The 24,553-nt window shown below is 30.7% G+C and carries 20 protein-coding genes and 3 tRNA genes; 14 read left to right on the top strand and 9 right to left on the bottom strand.

Translation table 11 applies throughout. The annotated features are described in order from the left end of the window. The first annotated feature begins 6 nt into the window (after positions 1–6). From NAB20_RS09140 to NAB20_RS09175, 8 genes are all read left to right on the top strand, one after another. Positions 7–855 (top strand): phytoene/squalene synthase family protein, encoded by an 849-nt coding sequence (locus NAB20_RS09140; RefSeq protein ID WP_375605023.1) that lies wholly within the window; start codon positions 7–9, stop codon positions 853–855. 51 nt (positions 856–906) lie between these two features. Then, a complete protein-coding gene (locus NAB20_RS09145) occupies positions 907–1,383 on the top strand; it encodes a sterol desaturase family protein (RefSeq protein WP_375605024.1) in 477 nt (158 codons plus the stop codon). Continuing rightward, a complete protein-coding gene (locus NAB20_RS09150) occupies positions 1,376–2,104 on the top strand; it encodes a lycopene cyclase domain-containing protein (protein ID WP_375605025.1) in 729 nt (242 codons plus the stop codon). The genes NAB20_RS09145 and NAB20_RS09150 overlap by 8 nt, the downstream gene beginning before the upstream one ends. 3 nt (positions 2,105–2,107) lie before the next feature. Next, the gene (locus NAB20_RS09155; RefSeq protein ID WP_375605026.1) at positions 2,108–2,590 is read left to right on the top strand and encodes a hypothetical protein; all 483 of its coding nucleotides are present in this window, start codon (positions 2,108–2,110) and stop codon (positions 2,588–2,590) included. 15 nt (positions 2,591–2,605) lie between these two features. Next, positions 2,606–3,892 carry a cryptochrome/photolyase family protein gene (locus NAB20_RS09160; protein WP_375605027.1) on the top strand — a complete coding sequence of 429 codons (1,287 nt, stop codon included), beginning with the start codon at positions 2,606–2,608 and terminating at the stop codon, positions 3,890–3,892. Positions 3,893–4,034: 142 nt separating this feature from the next. Further along, on the top strand, positions 4,035–4,460 hold the full coding sequence (locus NAB20_RS09165) for a lipocalin family protein (protein WP_105196421.1): 426 nt from the start codon (positions 4,035–4,037) through the stop codon (positions 4,458–4,460). Further along, the gene (locus NAB20_RS09170) at positions 4,441–4,737 is read left to right on the top strand and encodes a DUF721 domain-containing protein (RefSeq protein ID WP_088394441.1); all 297 of its coding nucleotides are present in this window, start codon (positions 4,441–4,443) and stop codon (positions 4,735–4,737) included. The genes NAB20_RS09165 and NAB20_RS09170 overlap by 20 nt, the downstream gene beginning before the upstream one ends. A 66-nt stretch (positions 4,738–4,803) precedes the next feature. Continuing rightward, positions 4,804–6,480 carry a thiol-activated cytolysin family protein gene (locus tag NAB20_RS09175; RefSeq protein WP_375605028.1) on the top strand — a complete coding sequence of 559 codons (1,677 nt, stop codon included), beginning with the start codon at positions 4,804–4,806 and terminating at the stop codon, positions 6,478–6,480. A gap of 323 nt (positions 6,481–6,803) precedes the next feature. On the opposite strand, the gene NAB20_RS09180 is transcribed toward NAB20_RS09175, so the two are convergent. Together NAB20_RS09180 and typA are read right to left on the bottom strand one after the other, a co-directional pair. Beyond that, complete coding sequence (locus NAB20_RS09180) at positions 6,804–8,129, bottom strand: IS110 family transposase (RefSeq protein WP_375605029.1); 1,326 nt, start codon at positions 8,127–8,129, stop codon at positions 6,804–6,806. Between the two features lie 364 nt (positions 8,130–8,493). Next, positions 8,494–10,293, bottom strand: a complete 1,800-nt coding sequence (typA, locus tag NAB20_RS09185) for a translational GTPase TypA (RefSeq protein WP_088394447.1) — start codon at positions 10,291–10,293, stop codon at positions 8,494–8,496. A 632-nt stretch (positions 10,294–10,925) separates the two neighbouring features. On the opposite strand from typA, the gene NAB20_RS09190 reads away from it, so the two are divergent. Continuing rightward, positions 10,926–11,063 carry a hypothetical protein gene (locus NAB20_RS09190; protein ID WP_181142895.1) on the top strand — a complete coding sequence of 46 codons (138 nt, stop codon included), beginning with the start codon at positions 10,926–10,928 and terminating at the stop codon, positions 11,061–11,063. Positions 11,064–11,425: 362 nt separating this feature from the next. On the opposite strand, the gene rpsT is transcribed toward NAB20_RS09190, so the two are convergent. From rpsT to proS, 5 genes are all read right to left on the bottom strand, one after another. Beyond that, a complete protein-coding gene (gene rpsT, locus NAB20_RS09195; protein ID WP_088394559.1) occupies positions 11,426–11,677 on the bottom strand; it encodes a 30S ribosomal protein S20 in 252 nt (83 codons plus the stop codon). Positions 11,678–11,833: 156 nt separating this feature from the next. After that, positions 11,834–11,905 (bottom strand) — tRNA-Glu (locus tag NAB20_RS09200). 27 nt (positions 11,906–11,932) lie between these two features. Then, positions 11,933–12,004 (bottom strand) — tRNA-Glu (locus NAB20_RS09205). A 37-nt stretch (positions 12,005–12,041) separates the two neighbouring features. Continuing rightward, positions 12,042–12,113 (bottom strand) — tRNA-Glu (locus NAB20_RS09210). Positions 12,114–12,234: 121 nt separating this feature from the next. After that, positions 12,235–13,713, bottom strand: coding sequence for a proline--tRNA ligase (gene proS, locus NAB20_RS09215; protein WP_375605030.1), 1,479 nt, complete (start codon positions 13,711–13,713; stop codon positions 12,235–12,237). A 98-nt stretch (positions 13,714–13,811) separates the two neighbouring features. On the opposite strand from proS, the gene NAB20_RS09220 reads away from it, so the two are divergent. From NAB20_RS09220 to rimO, 3 genes are all read left to right on the top strand, one after another. Continuing rightward, a complete protein-coding gene (locus NAB20_RS09220; RefSeq protein ID WP_375605031.1) occupies positions 13,812–14,951 on the top strand; it encodes a hypothetical protein in 1,140 nt (379 codons plus the stop codon). Positions 14,952–15,014: 63 nt separating this feature from the next. Next, a complete protein-coding gene (locus tag NAB20_RS09225) occupies positions 15,015–16,538 on the top strand; it encodes an OmpP1/FadL family transporter (protein ID WP_375605032.1) in 1,524 nt (507 codons plus the stop codon). A gap of 266 nt (positions 16,539–16,804) precedes the next feature. Further along, positions 16,805–18,106 (top strand): 30S ribosomal protein S12 methylthiotransferase RimO, encoded by a 1,302-nt coding sequence (rimO, locus tag NAB20_RS09230; RefSeq protein WP_088394690.1) that lies wholly within the window; start codon positions 16,805–16,807, stop codon positions 18,104–18,106. A 499-nt stretch (positions 18,107–18,605) separates the two neighbouring features. Here rimO and NAB20_RS09235 read toward each other — a convergent pair whose 3' ends face one another. Next, complete coding sequence (locus NAB20_RS09235; protein WP_127823212.1) at positions 18,606–20,798, bottom strand: radical SAM protein; 2,193 nt, start codon at positions 20,796–20,798, stop codon at positions 18,606–18,608. A 430-nt stretch (positions 20,799–21,228) separates the two neighbouring features. On the opposite strand from NAB20_RS09235, the gene bshC reads away from it, so the two are divergent. Together bshC and NAB20_RS09245 are read left to right on the top strand one after the other, a co-directional pair. Next, positions 21,229–22,815, top strand: coding sequence for a bacillithiol biosynthesis cysteine-adding enzyme BshC (bshC, locus tag NAB20_RS09240; protein ID WP_088392047.1), 1,587 nt, complete (start codon positions 21,229–21,231; stop codon positions 22,813–22,815). A 102-nt stretch (positions 22,816–22,917) separates the two neighbouring features. Continuing rightward, positions 22,918–23,337 carry a nucleoside-diphosphate kinase gene (locus NAB20_RS09245; protein WP_063744076.1) on the top strand — a complete coding sequence of 140 codons (420 nt, stop codon included), beginning with the start codon at positions 22,918–22,920 and terminating at the stop codon, positions 23,335–23,337. Between the two features lie 547 nt (positions 23,338–23,884). Here NAB20_RS09245 and NAB20_RS09250 read toward each other — a convergent pair. Then, the gene (locus tag NAB20_RS09250; RefSeq protein ID WP_105196746.1) at positions 23,885–24,550 is read right to left on the bottom strand and encodes a lysoplasmalogenase; all 666 of its coding nucleotides are present in this window, start codon (positions 24,548–24,550) and stop codon (positions 23,885–23,887) included. Positions 24,551–24,553: the final 3 nt, after the last annotated feature.

Genomic DNA, 24,553 nt, shown 5'->3' on the forward strand with positions numbered 1-24,553 from the left:
TAGGCTATGAATAACGAACAACTTTTTGATCATATCTCTGGGCTTACTTCTAAAATGGTAACCCAAAAGTATAGCACTTCTTTTTCTTGGGCTTCAAAATTATTTAAACCTGAAATTAGACAACATATTTATAATATTTATGGATTTGTGCGATTTGCTGATGAAATTGTAGATACTTTTCATCAATATGATAAAGCTAAATTGATGACTATGTTTGAAAATGAATATCGTGCATCTATAGAAAATGGGATTTCGCTAAATCCTATCATTAATTCTTTTTGCAAAACTCAAAGAGAAAAAAAAATACCGCAACATCTGGTCGATGCTTTTTTGCATTCTATGAAGATGGATTTAGGCGAGATTAAAAACCTAAATGATGAAAAATATAATGAATATATTTACGGTAGTGCCGAAGTCGTGGGGCTTATGTGTTTGAAAGTTTTTTTAAACGGTGATGTAAAAGAATATGAACACCTTAAACCTTATGCCCAAAGCTTAGGAGCGGCTTTCCAAAAGATAAATTTCTTACGAGATATTAGTGCCGATTTTAATGATTTAGGAAGAACCTACTTCCCGCAAGTAAATTTTTCGCATTTTACAAAAGCTGACAAATTAATTATTGAAGAAGATATTGCTTATGACTTTGCCAATGCCTTAATTGGAATAAAATTACTACCTATCTCCTCAAAAATTGCTGTTTATATGGCTTATAAGTATTACTTTAACTTATTTAATAAAATTAAACAATGTGAAGCCGAAGTTTTAATCACCAAAAGAATAAGAGTTTCTAATTTAAGAAAAGTGTATCTTTTTGGGGAAATGATGTTTTTTAAAAATTTAAATTTAATTCGATAAAAAAATCAGTTAATTCACTTTACAAAGAGAAGTGCTCATTAAAAATAAATTATGGAAGTAGTTCAATATACACTTATAACATTGGTAGTGTTTGTAATAATGGAAGCAATAACTTGGCTAACCCATAAATACATCATGCACGGGCTAGGATGGTATTTCCATGAAGATCATCATCAACCAGGGTATCCTCATGTTTTTGAAAAAAACGATTTCTTTTTTGTAGTATTTGCAACACCTAGCATTCTATTATTCCTTTTTGGAGCCACAAATGGTATTAATTGGATGTTTTTTATAGGATTAGGAATATTTTTTTATGGGTTGGCTTATTTTTTAATACACGATGTACTCATTCACAGACGATTTAATTGGTTTGAAAATACTAACAATTGGTATTTACGTGCCTTACGAAAAGCGCACAAAATGCATCACAAACATTTAGGTAAAGAAGATGGAGAGTGTTTTGGGATGTTATTTGTTCCTATAAAGTATTTTAAAGAAGCAAAAAAATCAATGCAAAAGAATGAATAGCTTGGAAAAATATTATTATATACTATTAGATGTAGCTAGTTTTCTTATTCCTTTTCTTTTTAGTTTCGAAAAGAAATGGATGTATTTTATACGTTTCTGGAAACCTTATTTTATAAGTATTTTACTTGTAGGATTAGTTTTTATTATTTGGGATATTTATTTCGCTTACCAAAATGTTTGGGGTTTCAATGATACTTATTTACTTGGAATTCGCTGGTGGAAACTACCTCTTGAAGAATGGCTATTTTTCTTATTGATCCCCTACTCAAGTAATTTTATACATTATTCCTTTTGTTATTTTTTACCCTATATCAAATTAAATAAAAAAGCCACACAAAACATTAGTATCCTATTATTTCTTGTTAGTTCAGGAATTTTTATTTTAAATCTCGACAAAATTTATACTGCTTCAAGTTTTGGGCTTTTTGCTTTATTAATGCTTTGCCAATCTATTTATAGATGGAACCATGCACGTCAATTTTACTTGAGTTTTATTATAATCTATCTTCCTTTCTTTCTAGTTAATTCGGTTCTTACAGGTATGTTCACAAACCAACCTATTGTATTTTATAACAATCTTGAAAATTTAGGTATTCGAATTGGAACTATGCCTGTAGAAGACAGTTTTTACTGCTTTAGTATGCTTTATGGAAGTGTAATCTTATTTGAAATACTAAAAAAGAAATGGAATTATTCAACGGAATTGTCATATAATCAATAAAACATGAAAATCGATATAAAAAAACAATCGGGAATATACACATTGACCTCAAAACAAGTGTTACCGCTGAGTTTAGAAGAAGCTTGGCATTTCTTTACCTTGCCCAAAAACTTAGACAAAATCACTCCTAAGGAAATGGAATTTTGTATTACAAACAATCCAGGTGATACCACGTATGCTGGACAAATTATTACATATAAAATTGGTATTTTACCATTCATAAAAAACAATTGGGTAACAGAAATAACTCATTTTCATCACCAAAAATTTTTTGTTGATGAGCAACGTTTTGGTCCCTATGCTATGTGGCACCACGAACATCATTTTGAAACTACATCAGATGGTCATGTCCTAATGACTGATATTGTTAATTTTAAATTACCTATGGGCATAGTTGGTGATTTGCTCCTTGGAAGTTGGGTATCAAGTAAAGTCCGATTTATTTTTGAAAGCCGATTCAATATTTTAAAAGAACTTTTTAAATAATTAAATTTAGAATACATGACTATTTTTTGGTTTAGACGAGATTTACGATTAGAAGACAATACGGCTTTATATTTTGCTTTACTGGAAAATGAAAGTGTAGTCCCTATTTTTATTTTTGATCCCACTATTTTAGATCAACTAGATAAAGATGATGCCCGTGTTACCTTCATCCATCAACAACTAGTAACTATTAATAACCAACTAAAAACAATTGATAAATCTTTGGCCATATTTTACGGAGATCCTTTGGCTATTTTTTCAAAACTTATATTAGAAAATAAAGTTGAAAATGTCTATGCCAATCATGACTATGAACCAGCTGCTAGAAAACGTGACAAAGCTATAAATGAATTACTAAAATCACATAAAATAGCTTTCAAAACCTGTAAAGATCAAGTTATTTTCGAAAAAAGTGAAGTTGTTAAAGATGACCAAAGTCCTTATGTCGTTTATACACCTTATTCAAAAAAATGGAAAGAAAAATTGAGTACTACGGCACTCCCGAATTATCCTTCTGAAACACTTTTACATAAAATAATTTGGCACAGTTATACTTTTTTACCTTTAGAAAACATAGGCTTTAAGCCAACATTAATTTCATTACCAAAATATACAATTACCGAAGAGTTAGTTGCAAATTATGAAGCTACACGAAACTTCCCCAGTATACCAGGAACTTCTTTACTAGGTATACATTTACGCTTTGGGACAATAAGTATTAGGAAACTAGTAAAATACGCCCAACGTTTTGCAAATCCAACCTTTTTGAATGAGCTTATTTGGAGAGAATTTTTTATGCAAATATTATGGCACTTTCCGCATACGGTTACTAAAAGTTTTAAGGAAAAATATGACCAAATTCAATGGGAAAACGACGAAATTAATTTCAAAAAATGGTGCGAAGGAACAACTGGTTACCCATTTGTTGATGCAGGTATGCGCGAACTCAATGCCACCGGACACATGCACAATAGGGTACGTATGATAGTAGCTAGTTTTTTATGCAAACATTTACTAATCGATTGGCGCTGGGGTGAAGCTTACTTTGCCAACAAATTATTAGACTACGAACAGTCGAGCAATGTGGGCAACTGGCAATGGGCAGCTGGAAGCGGAGTAGATGCTGCGCCCTACTTTAGAATATTTAATCCCACTGAACAAATTAAAAAGTTTGATGCTGATTTAAAATACATCAAAAAATGGATTCCTGAACTAGAAACACCTCGCTACCCAAAACCTATAGTAGATCATAAATTAGCCCGAGAGAAATGTCTATTTACCTATAAGATAGCATTGAAGTAAATATAATTTTTATTCTTAAATTATAGATAAAAACAAGTATAATAGTAAAAAATTTTTTCTTTTATCAAAGTTTTCTTTAAAATAGTTTTATTATATTTTTATCCAGTTTTTAAACCATTTTACATTTTAAATATAAAAAAAGATGAAACTATATTATAACATATCATTCCTAGTTTTTTTACTTATTTCATGTTCTAAAAAAATAGAATTAGAAGAATTAAAAAAATTAAACGGTTATTGGCAAATTGAAAAAGTAAAAGTTAAAGAAGGAGAAAACAAAGAATATACAATAAATGAAAATTATGATTATATTGAGCTCAATAAAGAACATGGATTTCATAAAAAAGTACGTTGGCAACCTACAGGTAAATTTTTGATTAACGACTTACAAGAAACGATAAAAGTAATTAAAAAAGAAGACGAAATTTATTTAGAATTTAGTTCAAAGTTTGGAAAACATACAGATAAGCTTTTAAAAATAACGGATAAAGAAATGATTTTAGAAGTAGAAAATGGCAATGAAAATTATTATACTAAAGTAATGGAAGATGGCAAAGCGATTAAATAATGACAGTCCAATAGGAGATATACTAAAGCAAATCATTGAAACCAATAAATTGGAAAAAGGATTAAATCAAATTTCTGTAGTTGACGCTTGGAAAAATTTAATGGGAAATGGAGTGAATCATTACACACGGGCAGTTGTATTAAAAGGATCTGTGTTATATGTGGAGTTGAATTCGGCTGTTTTACGTGAAGAATTAAATTACGGAAAGCAAAAAATTATAAAAATGATAAATGAAGAGTTAGGAGGAGAAATAGTAAAAGACGTTGTATTACGATGATTTTTAGAACATATAAACGATAATAAAAAAATAGGCTTATTGAGAGATAATTACAAATATACATATATGAATTTTTTAAAACTAAATGCTAAATTGACATTACTGGCGGTAATGCAATTGTCCGTTTTGAGTTGTAACAAAGAAGAGGTTACAATCGATGAATCTGGGAAGGAAGGGAAGGATCTTAAAGGGGAAAGCATTTATGCTGGTCCCAAATCAGAATTACAAATTAGTAAAAAAATCCTTTTCCCATCATCAAATGAAAGAGGTTATTCGAGTTGTAAAACAATTGAAGAAGGTTACAATAAAACATTTGATAACTTTTCAAAATTAGGGTCAGGATCTCATTTATTGTGGCCGGGAAACCTTATTCAAGGAGGAACTGTTGTTTCAGGTAACTTAGCATCTATTCCTATTGATGAAAGCGGAAGAAATAAAATAGAAGTAAAAGTAGATGCTTTTTCCTCTAATTTATCAAAGCCATCAAGCTTAGTAATAGAAAATCCAACACCTGGTAAAGTACAAAGTGCTTTAGAAAAAATAATAGACGGATATTATACATCAGGAACTAAATTTTCGGCTAATTATGCAGTTGAAATTCAGAGAACGTATGATAGTAAACAATTACAAGTAGCATTAGGAGTAGGTTATACAGGACCTGCTGTAGGTCTATCAGCTAGTTTGGGTATAAACTTTAAAAAGAACAAGACATATTATGCTGTAACCCTTAAACAAAAATTCTTCAATGTATCAGTATCTGCAAAACCAGGACTTCAAGGAGATTTTGGTTGGATAAAAATGGATTATCCGAAGGCTGAATTTGATAAATATATTGGAGCAAATAATCCAGCCGCTTATATAGCATCTGTAACCTATGGTAGATTATATACTTTAGTTTATGAATCAGATGAAAATTCGTTTGAGATGGAACAAGCTTTAAACTTTGCATATAAAAATCCAGGAGCAAAAATAACAGTTGATCAAAAACTAAAATATGCTAGCACATTACAAAATACAAAAGTATATGCAAAACAATTAGGAGGTAATGCAACAGGCGGATTAGATGCCGCATTTGGAGCTTTTGCAGGAAATTTTGAAAAAGTAAGAGAATTTGTAGTGAATGGAGCAGAGGTTTCTAAAGAGAATCCAGGGTATCCAATAGAATACACAGCGGTAAACATAGAATCTAACCTTGATGTTACCATAAATGTTAATGGAGTGTCTACATATTCAGAATGTCAAGAATCTTTGTACACAACCAAAACTCTTGAAGAAGCTAAAAAAGGAGTAGATAAATTAAAATCAGATTATGGAATAGCCAATTGTGCTAAGATTATCATATTTAATAACACCGATAGAGAAGTTATATTAAAAAATTATACTCCTTGGTATGGTAGTTATTTTTATAATATACCACCAAGCTCTATTCCAGCCGGAAAATATGGATATGTCTTAGCCGTTCATAAAACAGGTGTTGCAACAGGTACATTTAATCAAATTTCGTATTTATTGGATAGTAAAACGGTAAGCTTTGGAACCTACGCACCTTGGGAACAAGCTAGAACCAATAATGTTTTAGTTGGTTTTAAAGAAATAACAGAAAACGAGTTATACAATAATAGTGTAAGACCTTCTATAGAAAAATTAGAAGACAATATTAGAGTTAAAGGAACTATTTCTACAGGAGATTCTCCTTATGTAAATTTTGAAATTAATGGTAAAGGAAATAGTTTTGTAAATTAAGAAAATAAAAAAGAGTTAATTTAAAAAAATCTGTACAAATCTTTTTGTGCAGATTTTTTTGTTTGAACCCAAATTACGCATTAGATTTCGTAGAGAAGATGAAAAAGCAAAGAAAATAGAAATGCACGAAAAATTTTTCTTGAAGATAGGGGGTAAAAGCTATAATCTGACGAACCGTTTGTTACTTCGATTCAACAAAGACATCAAGAGGGAAGAGCGTATTGCTAAGATAAATAAAGAGCTGGTGTATGGTGTTTTTTATATTTTAAAAACCCCTTTTTATTTGTACTAAATGTCTGATGCGTAATTCTATCTAACTTAATTTAAGGAATTGATAAAGAAGTAGTTTCGATTCCGTATTTTTTAATCATTTTTTTAATTTGTATCGTTTTTTTATTCTTCATTTCTTGAATATATTGGTCTGTATTTATTGGTATATAATGTTGTTTTTTGACTATCATATTCCAAATTATAACTGCTATTTTTCTTGCTGTTGCTGTAATTGCAGCACCTCTTCCTTTTTTAAAAGAAATCCTTTTAAAGAACATAACGAGGTAACCTTCTTTTTTTCTTTCAATTGTATTTGCCGCATTTCTTAATGTCAATGCAAATTTATTTTTCCCTTTTGGAGTTCTGCTACTCAAAACCTTACCTCCACTAATTTTATTATTTGGAGCTAACCTGAGCCAATTCACAAATTGCTTGGAGGTCTTGAATTTATATATATCGGTGCCTATTTCGGCTAAAAAACTAGTAACGGTTCCTGAGCAAACTGATTCTATAGCAAAGATATCTACTCCAAAAAGTTTTAAACTATATTTCTGTACATCAAATTTGGGTTGGTTTTTCCCTTTATTCTGTTTCTTTACCAATTCGATATCTTCTGATAAAACAATTTCTCTGGTTTGATTTTTCAGCACTTGATCAATACGAGTATCGGTGTTTTTTATTTTATCTTGAATAAGTCTGTAAATATCATAACAATCGGAAAGCTCATGTAGGTATTCATTGTTTATTTTACCTTGCAAAGCGTCGGCTATTTCTTCTTTGCTTTTTTTAACTCGTTTGTCGCAATATTCAGCTAATTTTTCACCTGAAGTTTCACCTGATAGTATCATCTCAATTACTCTTATTCCAGAAACTCCTGTGATGTCACTTATCACAACGTCGAGTCTGAAGTTCATTAAACGTAATGCTTTTTGCATTTTGTTTACAAAGCTTGAACTTTGTTCAATCAAACTAGAACGATGTCTATGAAGTGTTCTTATCTGCAAAGTGGTTTCAGAGGGCAAAAAAGAACCTCGTAATAGCCCTAAAGAATGAAGTTTCTGTATCCATTGTGCATCTTTCACATCTGTCTTTGCTTTAAGGTTTTTTGTTTGAGTCCCTTGAACCAAAAGAACTTCAAAACCATTTCCCTGCAAGATCATAAACAATGATTGCCAATAACTCCCTGTGGACTCCAAAGCAACACTACGAATCTTGTTCTCTTGAAGATAAGCTACCAAAGCGCATAATCCTGATTGATAAACATTAAATTCTCTAATTTGATTTTCATCCTGTCCTATGGCTACAAAATGAGAACGTGACCCAACATCAATTCCTGCAGCATTGGGATTTACAATTTGCATTTTTTCGAAACTTTTCATAAAATATCTTTTTATTAAAATGCGAGGAAATGTAATATCTTTGCTTAAATTATTCTATACGAGATAACATGGTGTTTCATCATTGATTGTCTCAAAGGGCTTCCAAATGGAAGCCTTTTTACATTTCAGCCAAAATCTGGGAGGGGATAAATTCACCATTTTATACATAGGCTTTGCTCGCAAGTGCAAGTTAGCTCTCATTTGTCAAAGAACAATACTTTCTTGAAATCTGGGTTTAATAAAATGTAAGAAATGATGGGTAATGAAAATAAGGTGTCCTAAAAGTCGAATCCGTTTTCTGATAGCAGTTGAATTTTTAATAAGAAAAAAAAGCTGTCCTTTTGGACAGCCTTTTTTGTAATAATTAGACTATTTTATTACGTTTTCTATCATTTTCATTCAAGTAGATTTTGCGTAAACGTAACGATTTTGGTGTTACCTCAACGTATTCATCTTTTTGGATGTATTCTAAAGCTTCTTCCAATGTAAACTTGATTGCAGGGACAATTCTCGTTTTGTCATCAGCACCTGCACTACGGAAGTTGGTTAATTGTTTTGTTTTGGTGATGTTGATAACCATATCGTCACCTCTTGAATTTTCACCTACTACCTGACCTTCGTATACATCCTCATTTGGATCTACAAAAAACTTACCTCTATCTTGTAACTTGTTAATAGAGTAAGGAATTGCTTTTCCGTTTTCCATACAAATTAATGAACCACTAATACGTCCAGCAATTTCGCCTTTGTATGGTTGGTATTCTAAGAAACGGTGTGCCATGATAGCCTCACCTGCTGTAGCAGTTAATAATTGGTTACGTAATCCAATGATACCACGAGATGGGATGATGAATTTAATAATCATACGTTCTCCTCTCGGTTCCATACTTAGCATTTCACCTTTACGTACTGTTACAAATTCTACAGCTTTACCTGAAACGTTTTCTGGTAAATCAATAGTTAATTCTTCTACAGGTTCGCATTTTACACCATCAATTTCTTTAATGATAACTTGAGGTTGTCCGATTTGTAATTCATAACCTTCGCGACGCATGGTTTCAATTAAAACAGACAAGTGTAATACACCACGACCAAACACCATAAATTTATCAGCAGAATCAGTTTCATTAACACGTAAGGCTAAGTTTTTTTCTAATTCTTTTGTTAAACGATCCTTAATATGACGAGAAGTTACAAATTTACCCTCTTTACCAAAGAAAGGAGAGTCATTAATTGTAAATAACATACTCATCGTTGGTTCATCAATAGCAATAGTTGCTAATGCTTCTGGGTTTTCAAAATCAGCAATTGTATCTCCAATATCAAATCCTTCTAAACCAACAATGGCACAAATGTCACCAGCTGTTACCTGTTGTACTTTTTTTCGTCCAAGACCTTCAAAAGTATGTAATTCTTTAATCTTAGATTTTGTGATGGATCCATCACGTTTAACTAATGAAATATTCATTCCTTCAGCTAAAATACCTCTTTGTAAACGACCAATAGCTATACGACCCGTAAAAGAAGAAAAGTCTAACGAAGTAATTAGCATTTGTGGTGTTCCTTCAGAAACCTTAGGTGCAGGAACATTATTTAATACCATGTCTAATAATGGTTCGATAGATGAAGTTTGAACTTTCCAGTCTTCGCTCATCCAATTATTCTTTGCAGAACCATATACACAAGGGAAGTCTAACTGTTCTTCAGTGGCTCCTAATTCAAACATTAAATCGAAAACTTTTTCGTGTACTTCTTCAGGAGTACAGTTTTCTTTATCTACTTTGTTTATAACCACACATGGTTTTAAACCTAAATCAATTGCTTTTTGTAATACAAAACGAGTCTGTGGCATAGGCCCTTCAAAAGCGTCTACTAATAAGCATACTCCGTCTGCCATGTTTAATACGCGTTCTACTTCTCCACCAAAATCCGCGTGACCAGGAGTGTCAATAATATTAATCTTAGTTCCTTTATAAGTTACGGATACGTTTTTAGAAGTAATTGTGATACCGCGTTCGCGTTCTAAATCATTGTTGTCAAGAATTAAATCTCCTGTATTTTCGTTTTCTCTGAATAATTGACAGTGGTACATAATTTTGTCAACCAAAGTTGTTTTGCCGTGGTCAACGTGTGCGATAATGGCAATATTTCTAATTGATTCCATGTGTGTGATTTTTGAAGGTGCAAAATTACAATTATTTTTTTCTAATTCAATCGTTAACTGTTGATTAGTTTAAAAAGATTTGTTCTCTTTGTGAAAAAATGGAAACTATGGAAGTTAAAACTATTAAATAAGTGATACAAATTTCAGATTTAATTGTTAGAAAATCTGAGGAAAAATGATCTCTTAGGATATTTTGTGGTTGTTTATCGTTATCTTATAATTAGAATATTGAAAAGGATTAAAGAAAATGGGGTTGAGAATAATTACAAGGAGGAGTGTTTGGGTGTGTGGGTGATAAATCGGTATTTTGAAGCTTGTTTTGGTTTAAAGAACAAAAATACCAATAAAAAAGGGCTAGATGCTTTCTGCTCTGCTAAAAAGAATCATTTGGATGTATAATATTTATTACAAAGAGTTGGTGTATATATTAATTTAAATTTAAGGATTGTTATTGTTGTAATTTGCGGACGGCAATATCTAAATGGAATTAAAAAGTATTTTAATAAGATTAATGAAGTGTTAAGAGATGAGGTAGATGGAATATAATAAAAAAATAAGAAGTATTTTGTCTTTATTTAAAAGGTTTAATGTTTTTTGTGAAAAGGTAGAATGATTTATTAGTGCAGTTTAGTGTGAAAATAATAAGAGAAGGAGATTGGAATTATGTAAATATACGAATGGGATATGATGGAAACAAGTGGTTAGTAGCTTTAATAGATTGTAAGGTAATGGGGCTAGGAGAGATATTGGTTCTTGAAAAGAGGTTTTGAGTTAGATTGTAACGATGGTTTTGTTTTTTGAAATGGCTTTTGTGAGGCGGTGAAATAGGGGATTTATAAAAAAGACTATTCCGTTTAAATTCAATTGTTCATAAAGCTTTATTGTGAAAAAACAATAAATTCAATGCTTAAGGAGAATTTTGGAAGAAGAAATAAGAGGTGTTTTGATGATTAAAATTGAAGTATGTGCTTGAATTGTGAGAAAGATAAAAAAGAGATAGTTTTGTTTTGTTCGTCCGCTTTGTTTGAGTTTAATAAGATTTGAATTGATGATATTTATTTTGGAATGAAATAGGGGGAAATAAAAAATCCCGAATTATTCGGGATTTATTTTTTGAACACTTAATTATAAATTATAAAGCAGCTACGTGTCTTGTTAATTTAGACTTTAAGTTAGAAGCTTTATTGTCGTGTATGATATTTTTCTTAGCTAATTTATCAATCATTGAAATAACACTTGGTAATTTAGCAACTGCCTCTGCTTTATCTGTAGCTAAACGAATAGCTTTTATAGCATTACGAGTAGTTTTGTGTTGGTATCTGTTTAATACTCTTTTCTTTTCGTTACTTCTGATTCTTTTTAATGCTGACTTATGATTTGCCATTTTCTTTAATTTTAATTGTAATAATAATTTATAAACTACTAGTTAAAAAAGAAAAACCTCCCATAATCATTTTAATAATTACTTTGGTTTTAACTAATAAAATAATACTTGAGACACTAAGCAATTATTTTATAAAACTTATTTACAACTAATTAGTAGCCCGTAGGGGAATCGAACCCCTCTTGCAAGAATGAAAATCTTGAGTCCTAACCGATAGACGAACGGGCCAAGAAGCCTTATAGTATTTTAAAGTTGTAGCCCGTAGGGGAATCGAACCCCTCTTGCAAGAATGAAAATCTTGAGTCCTAACCGATAGACGAACGGGCCATAAGGCTTTTGTTTTTTTACAGTATTTCAAATTTTGTAGCCCGTAGGGGAATCGAACCCCTCTTGCAAGAATGAAAATCTTGAGTCCTAACCGATAGACGAACGGGCCTTTTTGTACTTTGATTGCTTTTTGTTGAGCGATCATTTCCGTATTGCGAGTGCAAAGATACACACATTTTTTAGTTCTGCAATAGCACTCGCAATTTTTTTTTAATTTTTTTTATCTTTTTTTAGTAAGCCTTTGCAAATAAGACTCTTCCGTTTGAAGGATTTCCTGAAAAAATACAATTCCCATTCTCTTCTTTTCGATCTAGAGGGATACAACGAATGGTTGCTTTCGTTAATTCTTTAATTTTTTCTTCAGTTTCTGGAGTTCCATCCCAATGAGCAGATACAAATCCTCCTTTGTTGTCTAAAATATCTTTAAACTCATCAAATGTATTTACTTCTGTAATATGAGTATTTCTGAAATCTAAAGCTTTGTTAAACATTTCTTTTTGTATTTCCTCTAATAGGTTTTCAATAAAGGCTACTGTTTGATCTTTATTAACTACTTGTTTTGATAAGGTGTCACGACGGGCAATTTCAAAAGTTCCATTTTCTAAATCTTTAGGACCTATGGCAACACGAACTGGAACTCCTTTTAATTCCCATTCAGCAAATTTAAATCCTGGTTTTTGTGTAGTTCGGTTATCAAATTTAATAGAAAGGCCTAGTTTTCTTAATGATTTACTTAGTTCATCGGCTACCTCGGTAATTTTTTCTAGCTCTTCTTCTGATTTGAAAATAGGAACGATAACAACTTGAATAGGAGCTAAATTAGGAGGTAATACTAATCCGTTATCATCTGAATGGGTCATGATTAAAGCTCCCATTAAACGAGTAGAGACTCCCCATGAGGTTCCCCATACGTACTCTTGTTTACCTTCAGCGCTTGTAAATTTTACATCAAAGGCGTTGGCAAAGTTTTGTCCTAAAAAATGCGAAGTTCCCGCTTGTAAAGCTTTACCATCCTGCATTAAAGCCTCTATGCAAAAAGTTTCCTCAGCACCAGCAAAACGCTCATTCGCTGTTTTTACTCCTTTTACCACAGGTATAGCCATAAAGTTTTCAACAAAATCAGCATATACATTCATCATTTGTACTGTTTCGTTCAAAGCTTCTTGTTTGGTGGCATGAGCCGTATGGCCTTCTTGCCATAAAAACTCTGCTGTACGTAAAAATAAGCGAGTACGCATTTCCCAACGTACCACATTTGCCCATTGATTGATCAATAAAGGAAGATCTCTATATGATTGAATCCAGTTTTTGTAGGTACTCCAAATAATCGCTTCAGAAGTAGGGCGTACAATTAGCTCTTCTTCTAGTTTAGCATTAGGATCAACCATTAATTTTCCAGGTCTTTCTTCATCATTTTTTAAACGGTAATGTGTAACTACTGCGCACTCTTTAGCAAAGCCTTCTGCATTTTTTTCTTCCGCTTCAAACATGCTTTTAGGTACAAAAAGAGGAAAATAGGCATTGCTATGTCCTGTTTCTTTAAACATTTTATCTAATTGCGCTTGCATTTTTTCCCAAATTGCATATCCGTAAGGTTTTATAACCATACATCCACGAACTGCTGAATTTTCAGCTAAATCAGCTTTTACTACTAGTTCGTTATACCATTTAGAATAATCGTCTGCGCGCTTTGTTAAGTTCTTGCTCATTATCAGTATTTTGGCACAAAAATTGTGATTTGTTAAAGTTGAAATAATTTGTGCAAAACTAGTTATTTTTGTATTGTCCAACAATAAAAAATTGAGAAATGAAAACAATCTGCCAATATTTAGGAAGTACTGTTGTCAAAATAGTATTAGTAAGCATGGGGATTTTTATCCAAGCTTGTGGTTCTTATCAAAATGTTTCCTATTATGATAATGATGGAATTTACGGTTCAACTCCTAAAGAAGTAGGAGGGGATCAGATAGTTAAAGATTTAAATAATAATGGAGGGCGTTATAAAGAATATTTTGGAGCTAAAACAAATGATTTTCAAAAATCTGATAATGAGGTTTTTACAGATATTTCGAGTTATTCTTCAAGGAAAGATACAACTAAAACGGCAGTGAAACAGAGTTATGCAGGTTGGGGAAATAATGATAAACAATTAACTGTCAATGTGTATAATAGTTCATGGAATAATTGGGGCTGGAACTATGGGACATGGTGGAATCATTGGGGGTATAGACCTTATTATTCAGGATTTAGTTATTGGAATGATTGGTATTACAGCCCGCATTGGGGATATACTTATTATGGACCTCATTGGAGAGCAGGTTGGTATAATAATCCCTATTATTATGATGGATTTTATACTAATAGTTACTACGGTTGGAATGATTCTTATTATCATGGAGGAAGTTATATTTACAGTATGGGAAGAAGATCAAATATGTATGAAGGAACAGGTTATTCAAATTCGTATTTAAATTTTGGAAGAACAACCAATTATAACCTAATCCCCCAAAGGAATTATAATACTAATTCGATTTATACAGGTGCAAGGAGAAGTGGAGGAGAAGTGCAAAATTTAATAAATGATCAGAATCCAAGAACTTACGAATCGCCTAGAAGTTACGAATCACCTAGAAGTTACGAATCGCCTAGAAGTTACGAATCGCCTAGAAGTTACGAATCGCCTAGAAGTTATGAATCACCTAGAAGTTACGAATCACCTAGAAGTTACGAATCACCTAGAAGTTACGAATCGCCTAGAAGTTACGAATCACCTAGAAGTTATGAATCACCTAGAAGTTATGAATCACCTAGGAGTTATGAATCACCTAGAAGTTATGAATCACCTAGAAGTTACGAATCACCTAGAAGTTATGAATCACCTAGAAGTTATGAATCTTCCCCTAGAGCTTATAATAGTGGATCAAATTCAGGAGGAGGGAGACGATAACCTAAGGATTTATTGAAAAAAATATAAAACATGGTTTTTATTTAAAATTTTATAGATAAAAAAATGAAAAAAATTTATATAGCATTTACTATTGTTGTAAACTTTTTAAATAGTAATGCACAAGGAATAAAAGAAGCATTACAGTATTCTATAACAGATATGAACGGAACGGCTCGATTTAGAGCATTAAGTGGTGCTTTTGGTGCCTTAGGAGGCGATTTGTCAGCTATAAGTGTTAATCCTGCAAGTTCTGTTGTATTTGTAAATAATCAATTTGCTTTTACTTTAAGTAATAAATACAATACTGTAAAAAACCAATATCTTGGAATGAATACGACTACTAATACCGCTGGTTTGGATTTTAATCAAATTGGCGGTGTTTTTGTTTTTGAAAATAATAGTAAATATTCAGGATGGAATAAATTTGCTTTAGCTTTAAATTATGATAATCAAGCGAGTTTTAAAAACACTGTGACGATATTGGGAGAAAATCCTTTGAATTCGATTGACCAATATTTTTTAAATCAAGCAACAGGAATGCGTTTTTCAGATATTTCGAGTTTTAATTACAGTCAAATGGGATTTCGTCAAAATCAAGTCGCATTAGGCTATAAATCACAATTGTTAGATTATGATACTTCAAAAAATATATTTTATGCAAATGTTTCACATGCTTCTGATGGAGGAAATTATATTCAAAAAAGTTATATAACTAATACGGGGTATAGTGGAAAACTAGCTTTTAATTTTTCCGCAGAATATGATAAAAAACTAATGTTTGGAATGAATTTAAATGCACATTTTTCAGATTATACTCAACAGAAAACTTTTATTGAAAAAAATAATAAAGCCTATTATTCAATAGGAGCAACAATAAATGATATCTCATTTTATAATGAATTGACAACAAAAGGGTCTGGTTTTTCACTTCAATTAGGAGCGATTTATAAACCTATTGCTGGTTTAAGATTAGGTATTACTTACGAGTCGCCTACTTGGATGGTGTTAGAAGATCAGTTAATACAAAGAATATCCACATCAGGAGTCGTTAAAACTGCTGGAACTAATTATGTACCTGTTAATAATAGAGTGGATCCAAGAACCATTGTTTTATTTGCACCCTATACGATTGTTACTCCGAGTAAATGGAGTTTTAGTGGAGGATACGTTTTTGGAAAACAAGGATTTATTAGTTTTGATTATAGTGTAAAAGATTATTCTGGAATTGTATTCAAACCCTTTAATCAGTTCAATAATCCAGATGATAACAATTCTAATAATATATTTCCTAATTTATTTAAAACAGCCAATGAGTTTAGAGTAGGGATAGAGAAAAAAGTAAAACAATGGAGTTTACGTGGAGGATATAGATACGAAGAATCACCTTATAAAAATAAAAGTTTAATGAGCGATTTAAATGGTTTTTCAGGTGGTTTTGGTTATAATTTTGGAGGAACAAAAATAGATTTTGCTTTTTCTACTTCTAAAAGAAGCTATAAAGAACAAATTTTTGAGGGAATTCCTGATTTAGTTAATACTACAAAAAGAAATAATAGCGCAACTATTACACTTTCATTTGAGTTGTAAATAAATAAAAGAAAGAGAGTATTAAAAAAATAATAGTAAGTTTTATTTATAAATTTAACGATAACAAAGAAAAGTATAAAATGCTCCCTGTTGAATTTTTTAAAGTTTCCTTTTGATTAAAAACGAAGATTAAACGAAGTTAATAGACTTGATTGTGACTCTTTTAGATAATCTCTTTTTGTTTACAAGTAAAGAAGTGTTTTTGGATTAGAGTGCCTTATCTTTCAATTTTTTATCGTAGTTTTGCACTCCAATTTTTTATAGTTATGAGAACCAAGACATTAAAGAAAAATAAAATCAATGTAATTACCCTAGGTTGTTCTAAAAATGTATATGATAGTGAAGTTTTAATGGGGCAGCTAAAGGCGAGTGGAAAAGAAGTAGTACATGAGCAAGAAGGAAATATTGTGGTAATTAATACTTGTGGTTTTATTAATAATGCCAAAGAAGAATCGGTTAATACTATATTAGAGTATGTAGATAAAAAAGAACAAGGTTTAGTAGATAAAATTTTTGTGACAGGTTGTTTGTCAGAAAGATATCGTCCTGATTTAGAAAATGAAATACCAGATGTAGATCAATATTTTGGTACTACAGATTTACCTTTATTATTAAAAGCCTTGGGAGCTGATTATAAACATGAATTATTAGGAGAACGTTTAACTACTACTCCTAAAAATTATGCGTACTTAAAAATTGCAGAAGGATGTGATCGTCCGTGTAGTTTTTGTGCTATTCCTATTATGAGAGGGAAACATGTGTCTCAACCTATAGAAAAATTAGTAAAAGAAGCCCAGAATTTAGCAAAAGAAGGAGTAAAAGAATTGATCTTAATTGCACAAGATTTGACTTATTATGGACTGGATTTATATAAGAAAAGAAATTTAGCCGAATTACTCGAAAACTTAGCTAAAGTAGAAGGTATCGAATGGATTCGTTTGCATTATGCTTTTCCAACAGGTTTTCCTATGGATGTGTTAGAGTTAATGAAACGCGAACCTAAAATTTGCAATTATTTAGATATACCATTACAACATATTTCGGATAGAATATTAAAGTCTATGCGTCGTGGAACTACCTATCAAAAAACAACTCAACTAATAAATGATTTCAGAAAATTAGTTCCAGAAATGACAATCCGAACTACACTTATAGTAGGATATCCAGGTGAAACAGAAGAAGATTTTCAAATACTTAAAAATTGGGTTGAAGAAATGCGATTTGAACGATTAGGATGTTTTGCCTATTCGCATGAAGAAAATACAACCGCTTTTGAATTAGAAGATGATGTGCCAGATGCTGTAAAACAAGCACGAGCTAATGAAATCATGGAGATTCAAGCGCAAATTTCATGGGAACTAAATCAAGAAAAAATAGGCCAAACTTTTAAATGCGTTATAGATCGTAAAGAAGGCGCTTATTTTGTAGGTAGAACAGAGTTTGATAGCCCAGATGTAGATAATGAAGTGTTAATAGACGCATCTAAATTTTACTTAAAAACAGGGGAATTTGCTATGATTAAAATTATTGAAGCAAGTGAATTTGATTTATATGGAGAACCCATCTAAAAAAAATAAATTAAAAATACAAAAAACTATACAAAAAGAGTAGATTATTCATTAAAATTGATTTCAGTTAATAATGAAAAACTCGTAAATAAAAGAAAAAATCTACGATAGAAGTCTAATAATTTGATTTTTTTACCCCAGATTCCGCATTAGACTTTGTTGTGAAACAAAATTTTTCAATAAATTCAAGTGCTCACGGAAAATTTTAGAAGAAGAAATAGTGAACTATTTTGATGATTAAAATTTGAGTACGTGCTTGAATTTGAAGAAAAATAAAGTGGAATAGATTTACTTCGTCTATTCGCTACGCTCGGGTCTAAGGCGTAATCTGGGTTTAATCAACTAGATCGACTAATAAAATGTTATAATATTTCTTTTTGTGTAGTTTTTTATGTAAAAAGTAGGTTCTGTTTATTTTATATTTTCTTAATTACTTCCAAAAAGGAACCATAAAGGGCCATATAGAAGCAATTAATAGAAATTTAGATAGTAAGCAATATTATAAAACTATTAAACAATTTTCTTTGAATATATGAAACGTTTTAGAAAACCAAAATATTTCAAAATCTTCAAAATTTTCTTCAAAACTGCTTTTTATTTGCCCTAAAGTTATAGAAATATTATTTTTTATAGTCAAATTAGTTAATTGTTGATTCAACCAAATAGCCTTTTCTTTTTCTAAATGAATGGAAAAACGATTTGTTTTTGTTTGTAAAATCATTTCAGCCATTTCCCAAGATTTTCCTTTCTTATTTTTTGTAAAATATTTTATTTGCGGAAGATTAGAGATGAAATAAACTTTTTGATTAGGCTTAAAATGAAAAGAATTTTCGCTAGTTAGACAATTTTCAATAAAATTAGCAGGAATTTTAGTTCGAGGAATTTTAAAATCAAACCAATCTTGTAAAGGAAAATCAAAACACAAACCATGCATATAGTTGAAAAGGGATTTTTTTAGACCAAAACTAAATTGATCATGGTTAATACCCGTCTTATCTTCAAATAAGATATCATTATTAGCAAAAGTAATATCTTTTATTTGAGGCGTTACGCCAAATTCTTCTGGATTAAGACCTATAGGGCTATGGGCAGTCATGGCAAATTGATGCCAAAAACCACTTTGTAATATGCCTATTTCAAAAAGTTGACGTACCATTTCTAAACTATCAATCGTTTCCTGGATTGTTTGAGTTGGATATCCATACATTAGATAAGCATGTACCATAATACCAGCTTCGGTGAAATTACGTGTTACACGAGCTACTTGTTCTACTGTTACACCTTTTTTAATTAGGGCTAATAAACGATCAGATGCTACTTCTAATCCGCCTGACACCGCTATACAACCTGAAAGTTTTAGAAGTAAACATAAATCTCTTGTGAAACTTTTTTCAAACCGGATATTAGTCCACCAAGTTACAATTAGATTTCGTCTTAAAATTTCGAGAGCAACCTCTCGCATTAAGGCAGGAGGAGCTGCTTCATCTACAAAATGAAAACCATTTTCACCTGTTTGTTCAATTAATTCTTCCATTCGATCTACGATGATTCGAGCCTGAATAGGTTCGTAAATTTTTATATAATCTAATGAAATATCACAAAACGTACATTTACCCCAATAACAACCATGTGCCATAGTTAATTTATTCCAACGACCATCACTCCATAGACTGTGCATAGGGTTGGCTATTTCTATTACAGAGATGTAGCGATCAAGTAAAAGATCGGAATAATCAGGTGTACCTACTTGACTTTGTTTGTAATCGGGAAGAATAGAGTTGTTTTGAAAGACAACCTCGCCATTTTCAAGAAGAAAAGTCCTTTTCAGTTGTGTTTCTTTAGAACTTGTATGAAAAATATGATGATATAATAATTCTAAAGGCAATTCGCCATCATCAAGTGTAATAAAATCAAAGAATTCAAAAACCCTTTTGTCTTTTAAATCACGGAGTTCGGTGTTTGGAAAACCACCTCCCATAGCGATTTTTACTTCAGGATAATATTTTTTAATGAATTGTGCACAACGAAAAGCACTATATAAATTACCAGGAAAAGGAACCGAAAAACAAATGAGCTTAGGTTGCGTGATTTTAATTTTTTTTAAAAGAATATCAAGTGTAATAATATCAATATGTGTGGGATCTTTTTGTAAAAAACTATAAAGTTCATCAAAAGAATTAGCACTTCGTCCTAATCGTTCAGCATAACGACTAAAACCAAAATTTTCATCCACACATTCTATGATATAATCAGATAAATCCTCAAGATATAAAGTCGCTAAATGTTTAGCTTTATCTTGCATTCCCATATTACCAAAAGCCCATTCCAGATCGTCTAACTGCTCAAAACGAGATGCTTCGGGTAAAAAATTTCCTGCGCATATTTGACGCGCCAGTGAAGGTTTTTTTCCTTGTAAAAAAGCAATAACATTTTCAATGGTTTTTATATATTCTTCTTTTAGTGCATATATTCGTTGCGAGTTTTCCGTTAAATTTTTAGATTGTATATCTTGAATGTCAAATATTTTTTCAAGCCCTTTTTTAGAAAACAATTCTAAAATAACATCAATACCCAAATCTATTTGAAATGAGTCAATAGATTTAGTATTCAAAAAGCCCTTTATATAGGCCGTAGCTGGATACGGAGTATTCAGCTGTGTAAAAGGAGGAGTGATCAGTAGAATATCTTTCAAAGGATTGTTTTTTTGCAAAGGTAAATCTAAAAATGGATTCTGTTGAAATTTTCATTCAGATTCCGCATTAGATTTCGTTGTAAAACGAAAAAAATAAGCGGAAGTATCCACGCAAAAATTTAGAAGAAAATAAGTTAACTATTTTGATGAATAAAAATTAAGTACGCGCTTCAATTTGCGGAATGATAAAAATAGAATAGATTTTTCCGCCAATTAACCTCAATTCAAATCTAATGCGTAATCTGGTTTTAATCATTACCATTATCTTGAAAATATGAAGCAGATCTACTTATGAAATTTGTTGTCATACGAAAAAAAAGAGATCAATTGTATCCCGAGTTTCAAAAAGAGATTCCGATCATATTGTAAGAAGATGTTAAAAACGAAAGAAAGAACCAATCTATTTGCTATTTTTACCCAAAAAAGAACTATGCCAACAGATTGTATTACTTTTCAAAATTCAGGGTATTTTTCCTCATTGATTGTTGATTATTTAAATCAAGAAAAGAAAACGCAATCGTTTTATAATCGCTTCCCTAAGATTGAAAATTTTTTAGATCAAATAGAAGAAAAAAAAAATAACTACAGTGTAAAAAATCGAGCGGTTTTAGTTAATTCACTATTAAAACAAAATAAAGATTTTGATATTAGTGAAACTACTCTGAATAATATTCATTTGCTAAATGAACGAAATACTTTTACAATTACCACAGGACATCAACTTAACTTATTTACAGGGCCACTGTATTTTATTTATAAAATTGTATCTACAATTAATTTGTGTTTGGAGTTAAAATTACAATATCCTGAATATCATTTTGTTCCAATTTATTGGATGGCAACAGAAGATCATGACTTTGAAGAAATTAATTATTTCAAACTAAATAAAGAGAAACTTACTTGGAGCAAACAATCCAAAGGACCAGTAGGAAGATTATCTACTGAAGGATTAGAAGAGATGTTTGAAAAAGTAAAAAAAAGTTTAGGAACCAGCAATTACGCTAAAATACTTACTTCTCTTTTTGAAAAATCTTATTTAGAGCATTCTAATTTAGCAGATGCAACACGTTATTTAGTTAATGAATTATTTAAAGAATATGGATTGGTAATTTTAGATGGAGATGATGGTACTTTAAAACAACTTTTTATACCTGCTGTTAAGGAAGAATTACTTCAGCAAACGGCATATAAAAAAGTAACAGAAACACTTTCTTCTTTTTCTTACGATATTCAGGTAAATCCTAGAACGATCAATCTTTTTTATATAGAAGAAGATTTGCGTGAAAGAATTATTTTTGAAAAAGGAAACTACAGAATTAATAATACTAATTTAATTTTTTCAGAAGTTGAAATTTTAGAATTACTAGAAACAAAACCTGAAAATTTCAGTCCTAATGTTATTTTAAGACCTTTGTATCAAGAGCTAATATTACCTAATTTATCCTATGTTGGAGGAGGAGGAGAAATAGCCTATTGGTTAGAGCTAAAAGCCATGTTTGAAGCATTTAAAATTACATTTCCTATTTTGTTGTTGCGTAATTCCGTTGTTATTGCAAGCGAAAAACAGTTAAAAAAAGCAAATAGTTTACAGTTAACATGGTCCGATTTATTTCTTAAACAATCAGAATTGATTAATAAAAAAACAAAGCAATTTTCAGCTTTTACAATCGATTTTTCAGCACAAAAAGAACATTTGAAGAAACAATTTGAAGGACTTTTAGATATTGCAAATAAAACAGATAAAACATTTCTAAGAGCAGTAAAAGCACAAGAAACAAAACAAATAAAAGGATTAGAAAACTTAGAAAAACGCCTTTTAAAAGCAGAAAAAAGAAATCACGAAGAAAAATTAAAGCGTATTGTTGATCTACAAGAAACCATATTCCCAAATAAAAGTTTACAAGAACGTCAGTTAAACTTTAGTACATTTTATATAGAATATGGAGAAAAGTTTATAATAGAATTGTTTCAAAAACTCCATCCACTTAGTAATCAGTTTAATGTGATTGTTTTTTAAAGGGGGTTTAGAATTTGAATAAATATCAAAAATAAATATTTAAACATTTAAACATTTAAACTAAAGTTTGTACTTTTGACCCCAAATTTAAAAAACAAAAAAATGGCAGGAAATAGAACTTTCACAATGATTAAGCCAGATGCTGTTGAAAAAGGACACATTGGGGGTATTTTAAATATGATTACTGAAGGTGGTTTCAGAATTGTTTCTATGAAATTAACTCAGTTAACAGTTGCTGATGCACAAAAATTTTATGCTGTACATGCTGAAAGACCATTTTATGGAGAATTAGTAGAATTTATGTCTCGTGGTCCTATTGTTGCCGCTATCTTAGAAAAAGATAATGCTGTAGAGGATTTCCGTACTTTAATTGGTGCTACTAACCCAGCTGAAGCTGCTGAAGGAACTATCCGTAAAAAATATGCAACGTCTATTGGTGAAAATGCGGTTCACGGTTCAGATTCTGATGAGAATGCAGCTATTGAAGGTGCTTTTCATTTTGCAGGAAGAGAAATGTTTTAGTTGAAGAAAAATCAAGATAAAAAAAGTCCACATAATTAGTGGACTTTTTTTATTTCTTAAGTTTGAAAAAGGTATTATTAAAACCGTAATTTAAGCCATATTCCGCATTAGACTTCGTTTTGAAATAAAAATTTAAATAAATTCAAGTGTTCACGGAAAATTTTAGAAAATGAAATAATGAACTATTTTGATGAATAAAATTTGAGTACGTGCTTGAATTAGAAGAAAAATAAAGTGGAATAGATTTCTAATGCTAAATTTGGATTTAACGCGTGCTTTATCACTTCGACCAAGGGAGATAGATTCAAATGATCAATAGTATATGATTTCTTCTATTGTATAAATGATTAGATTCTAAATTTTTAAGACAACCTAATTGAGGATAAAAAAATATACTTTTTTAGATTCAAAGTTTTTATCTGTTTGTAATTAATTTCTAACGCATAATCTTAATCTGGGGTTAAATTAAGATCATCTAATTTTTTTTTGTTTGCACTAAATAAAATTGTATTGGATAACTTTTTTTAATGAAATTTTTAAAAAGGGATTATTTTTTTTTATTTAATTCTAGAATCCCTTTAGTTATAAGGAATTGGGCAGTAATGTAAGTTATCATGATAAGAAAACCGGATTTGGGTAATTCTAGTTCTGGATAAAATTTGTTAATGGCTAAAATACTATCAGAACTTACGAAAAATAAAGCACCTATAAGTATTGTTAAATTGTTAGGTTTAGACCAATTAAAATAACCTTTAATAGCCATTAATAGCATGATAGAAATAGTGCTGGCATATATTGTAACAGGTATTTTTAAACCGCCTAGATAAGGAAAAAGAAAATGTAATATTTCGAATAGATAGAGGATTACAAAAATAAAGCCAATCCAAAAGAAGTTGGAGTTTGCTTTGGTTTGATTTTGTTTAGTAAAAAGTAGGATAAAAAGAATATGACTAATTAAGAAAGAAACCAAACCTAGAATAAAAAACAATTCGTCTTTATGGGCAAACATTAAAACGACATCTCCAATCCAGGAAAAAAATAATGCGGAAAGAAGTAGATTTTTTGTACGGAAATCATTGCTTTTGTAAGTTTCTAATACTAAAAAAGGAAGAAGTAATGGTTTAAAATACCAAGCCAAAGCGTCTTGTTTAGTTAGTAATAAAATTAAATAGAATATACTTATACCTGTAAAAATTTTTAAATACTTGCTCATAAA

It is taken from the genome of Flavobacterium davisii (assembly GCF_042182265.1).
GTDB lineage: Bacteria > Bacteroidota > Bacteroidia > Flavobacteriales > Flavobacteriaceae > Flavobacterium > Flavobacterium davisii.

Bases quoted from the DNA above. Each gene is read 5' to 3' on its own strand.
- rpsT (WP_088394559.1), bottom strand. From the start codon at position 11,677: ATGGCAAATCATAAGTCAGCATTAAAAAGAATCAGAAGTAACGAAAAG.
- NAB20_RS09140 (WP_375605023.1), top strand. From the start codon at position 7: ATGAATAACGAACAACTTTTTGATCATATCTCTGGGCTTACTTCTAAA.
- typA (WP_088394447.1), bottom strand. From the start codon at position 10,293: ATGGAATCAATTAGAAATATTGCCATTATCGCACACGTTGACCACGGC.
- NAB20_RS09165 (WP_105196421.1), top strand. From the start codon at position 4,035: ATGAAACTATATTATAACATATCATTCCTAGTTTTTTTACTTATTTCA.
- NAB20_RS09250 (WP_105196746.1), bottom strand. From the start codon at position 24,550: ATGAGCAAGTATTTAAAAATTTTTACAGGTATAAGTATATTCTATTTA.
- NAB20_RS09155 (WP_375605026.1), top strand. From the start codon at position 2,108: ATGAAAATCGATATAAAAAAACAATCGGGAATATACACATTGACCTCA.
- NAB20_RS09160 (WP_375605027.1), top strand. From the start codon at position 2,606: ATGACTATTTTTTGGTTTAGACGAGATTTACGATTAGAAGACAATACG.
- NAB20_RS09220 (WP_375605031.1), top strand. From the start codon at position 13,812: ATGAAAACAATCTGCCAATATTTAGGAAGTACTGTTGTCAAAATAGTA.
- rimO (WP_088394690.1), top strand. From the start codon at position 16,805: ATGAGAACCAAGACATTAAAGAAAAATAAAATCAATGTAATTACCCTA.
- NAB20_RS09150 (WP_375605025.1), top strand. From the start codon at position 1,376: ATGAATAGCTTGGAAAAATATTATTATATACTATTAGATGTAGCTAGT.
- NAB20_RS09175 (WP_375605028.1), top strand. From the start codon at position 4,804: ATGAATTTTTTAAAACTAAATGCTAAATTGACATTACTGGCGGTAATG.
- NAB20_RS09170 (WP_088394441.1), top strand. From the start codon at position 4,441: ATGGCAAAGCGATTAAATAATGACAGTCCAATAGGAGATATACTAAAG.
- NAB20_RS09145 (WP_375605024.1), top strand. From the start codon at position 907: ATGGAAGTAGTTCAATATACACTTATAACATTGGTAGTGTTTGTAATA.
- NAB20_RS09245 (WP_063744076.1), top strand. From the start codon at position 22,918: ATGGCAGGAAATAGAACTTTCACAATGATTAAGCCAGATGCTGTTGAA.
- bshC (WP_088392047.1), top strand. From the start codon at position 21,229: ATGCCAACAGATTGTATTACTTTTCAAAATTCAGGGTATTTTTCCTCA.
- NAB20_RS09180 (WP_375605029.1), bottom strand. From the start codon at position 8,129: ATGAAAAGTTTCGAAAAAATGCAAATTGTAAATCCCAATGCTGCAGGA.
- NAB20_RS09225 (WP_375605032.1), top strand. From the start codon at position 15,015: ATGAAAAAAATTTATATAGCATTTACTATTGTTGTAAACTTTTTAAAT.
- proS (WP_375605030.1), bottom strand. From the start codon at position 13,713: ATGAGCAAGAACTTAACAAAGCGCGCAGACGATTATTCTAAATGGTAT.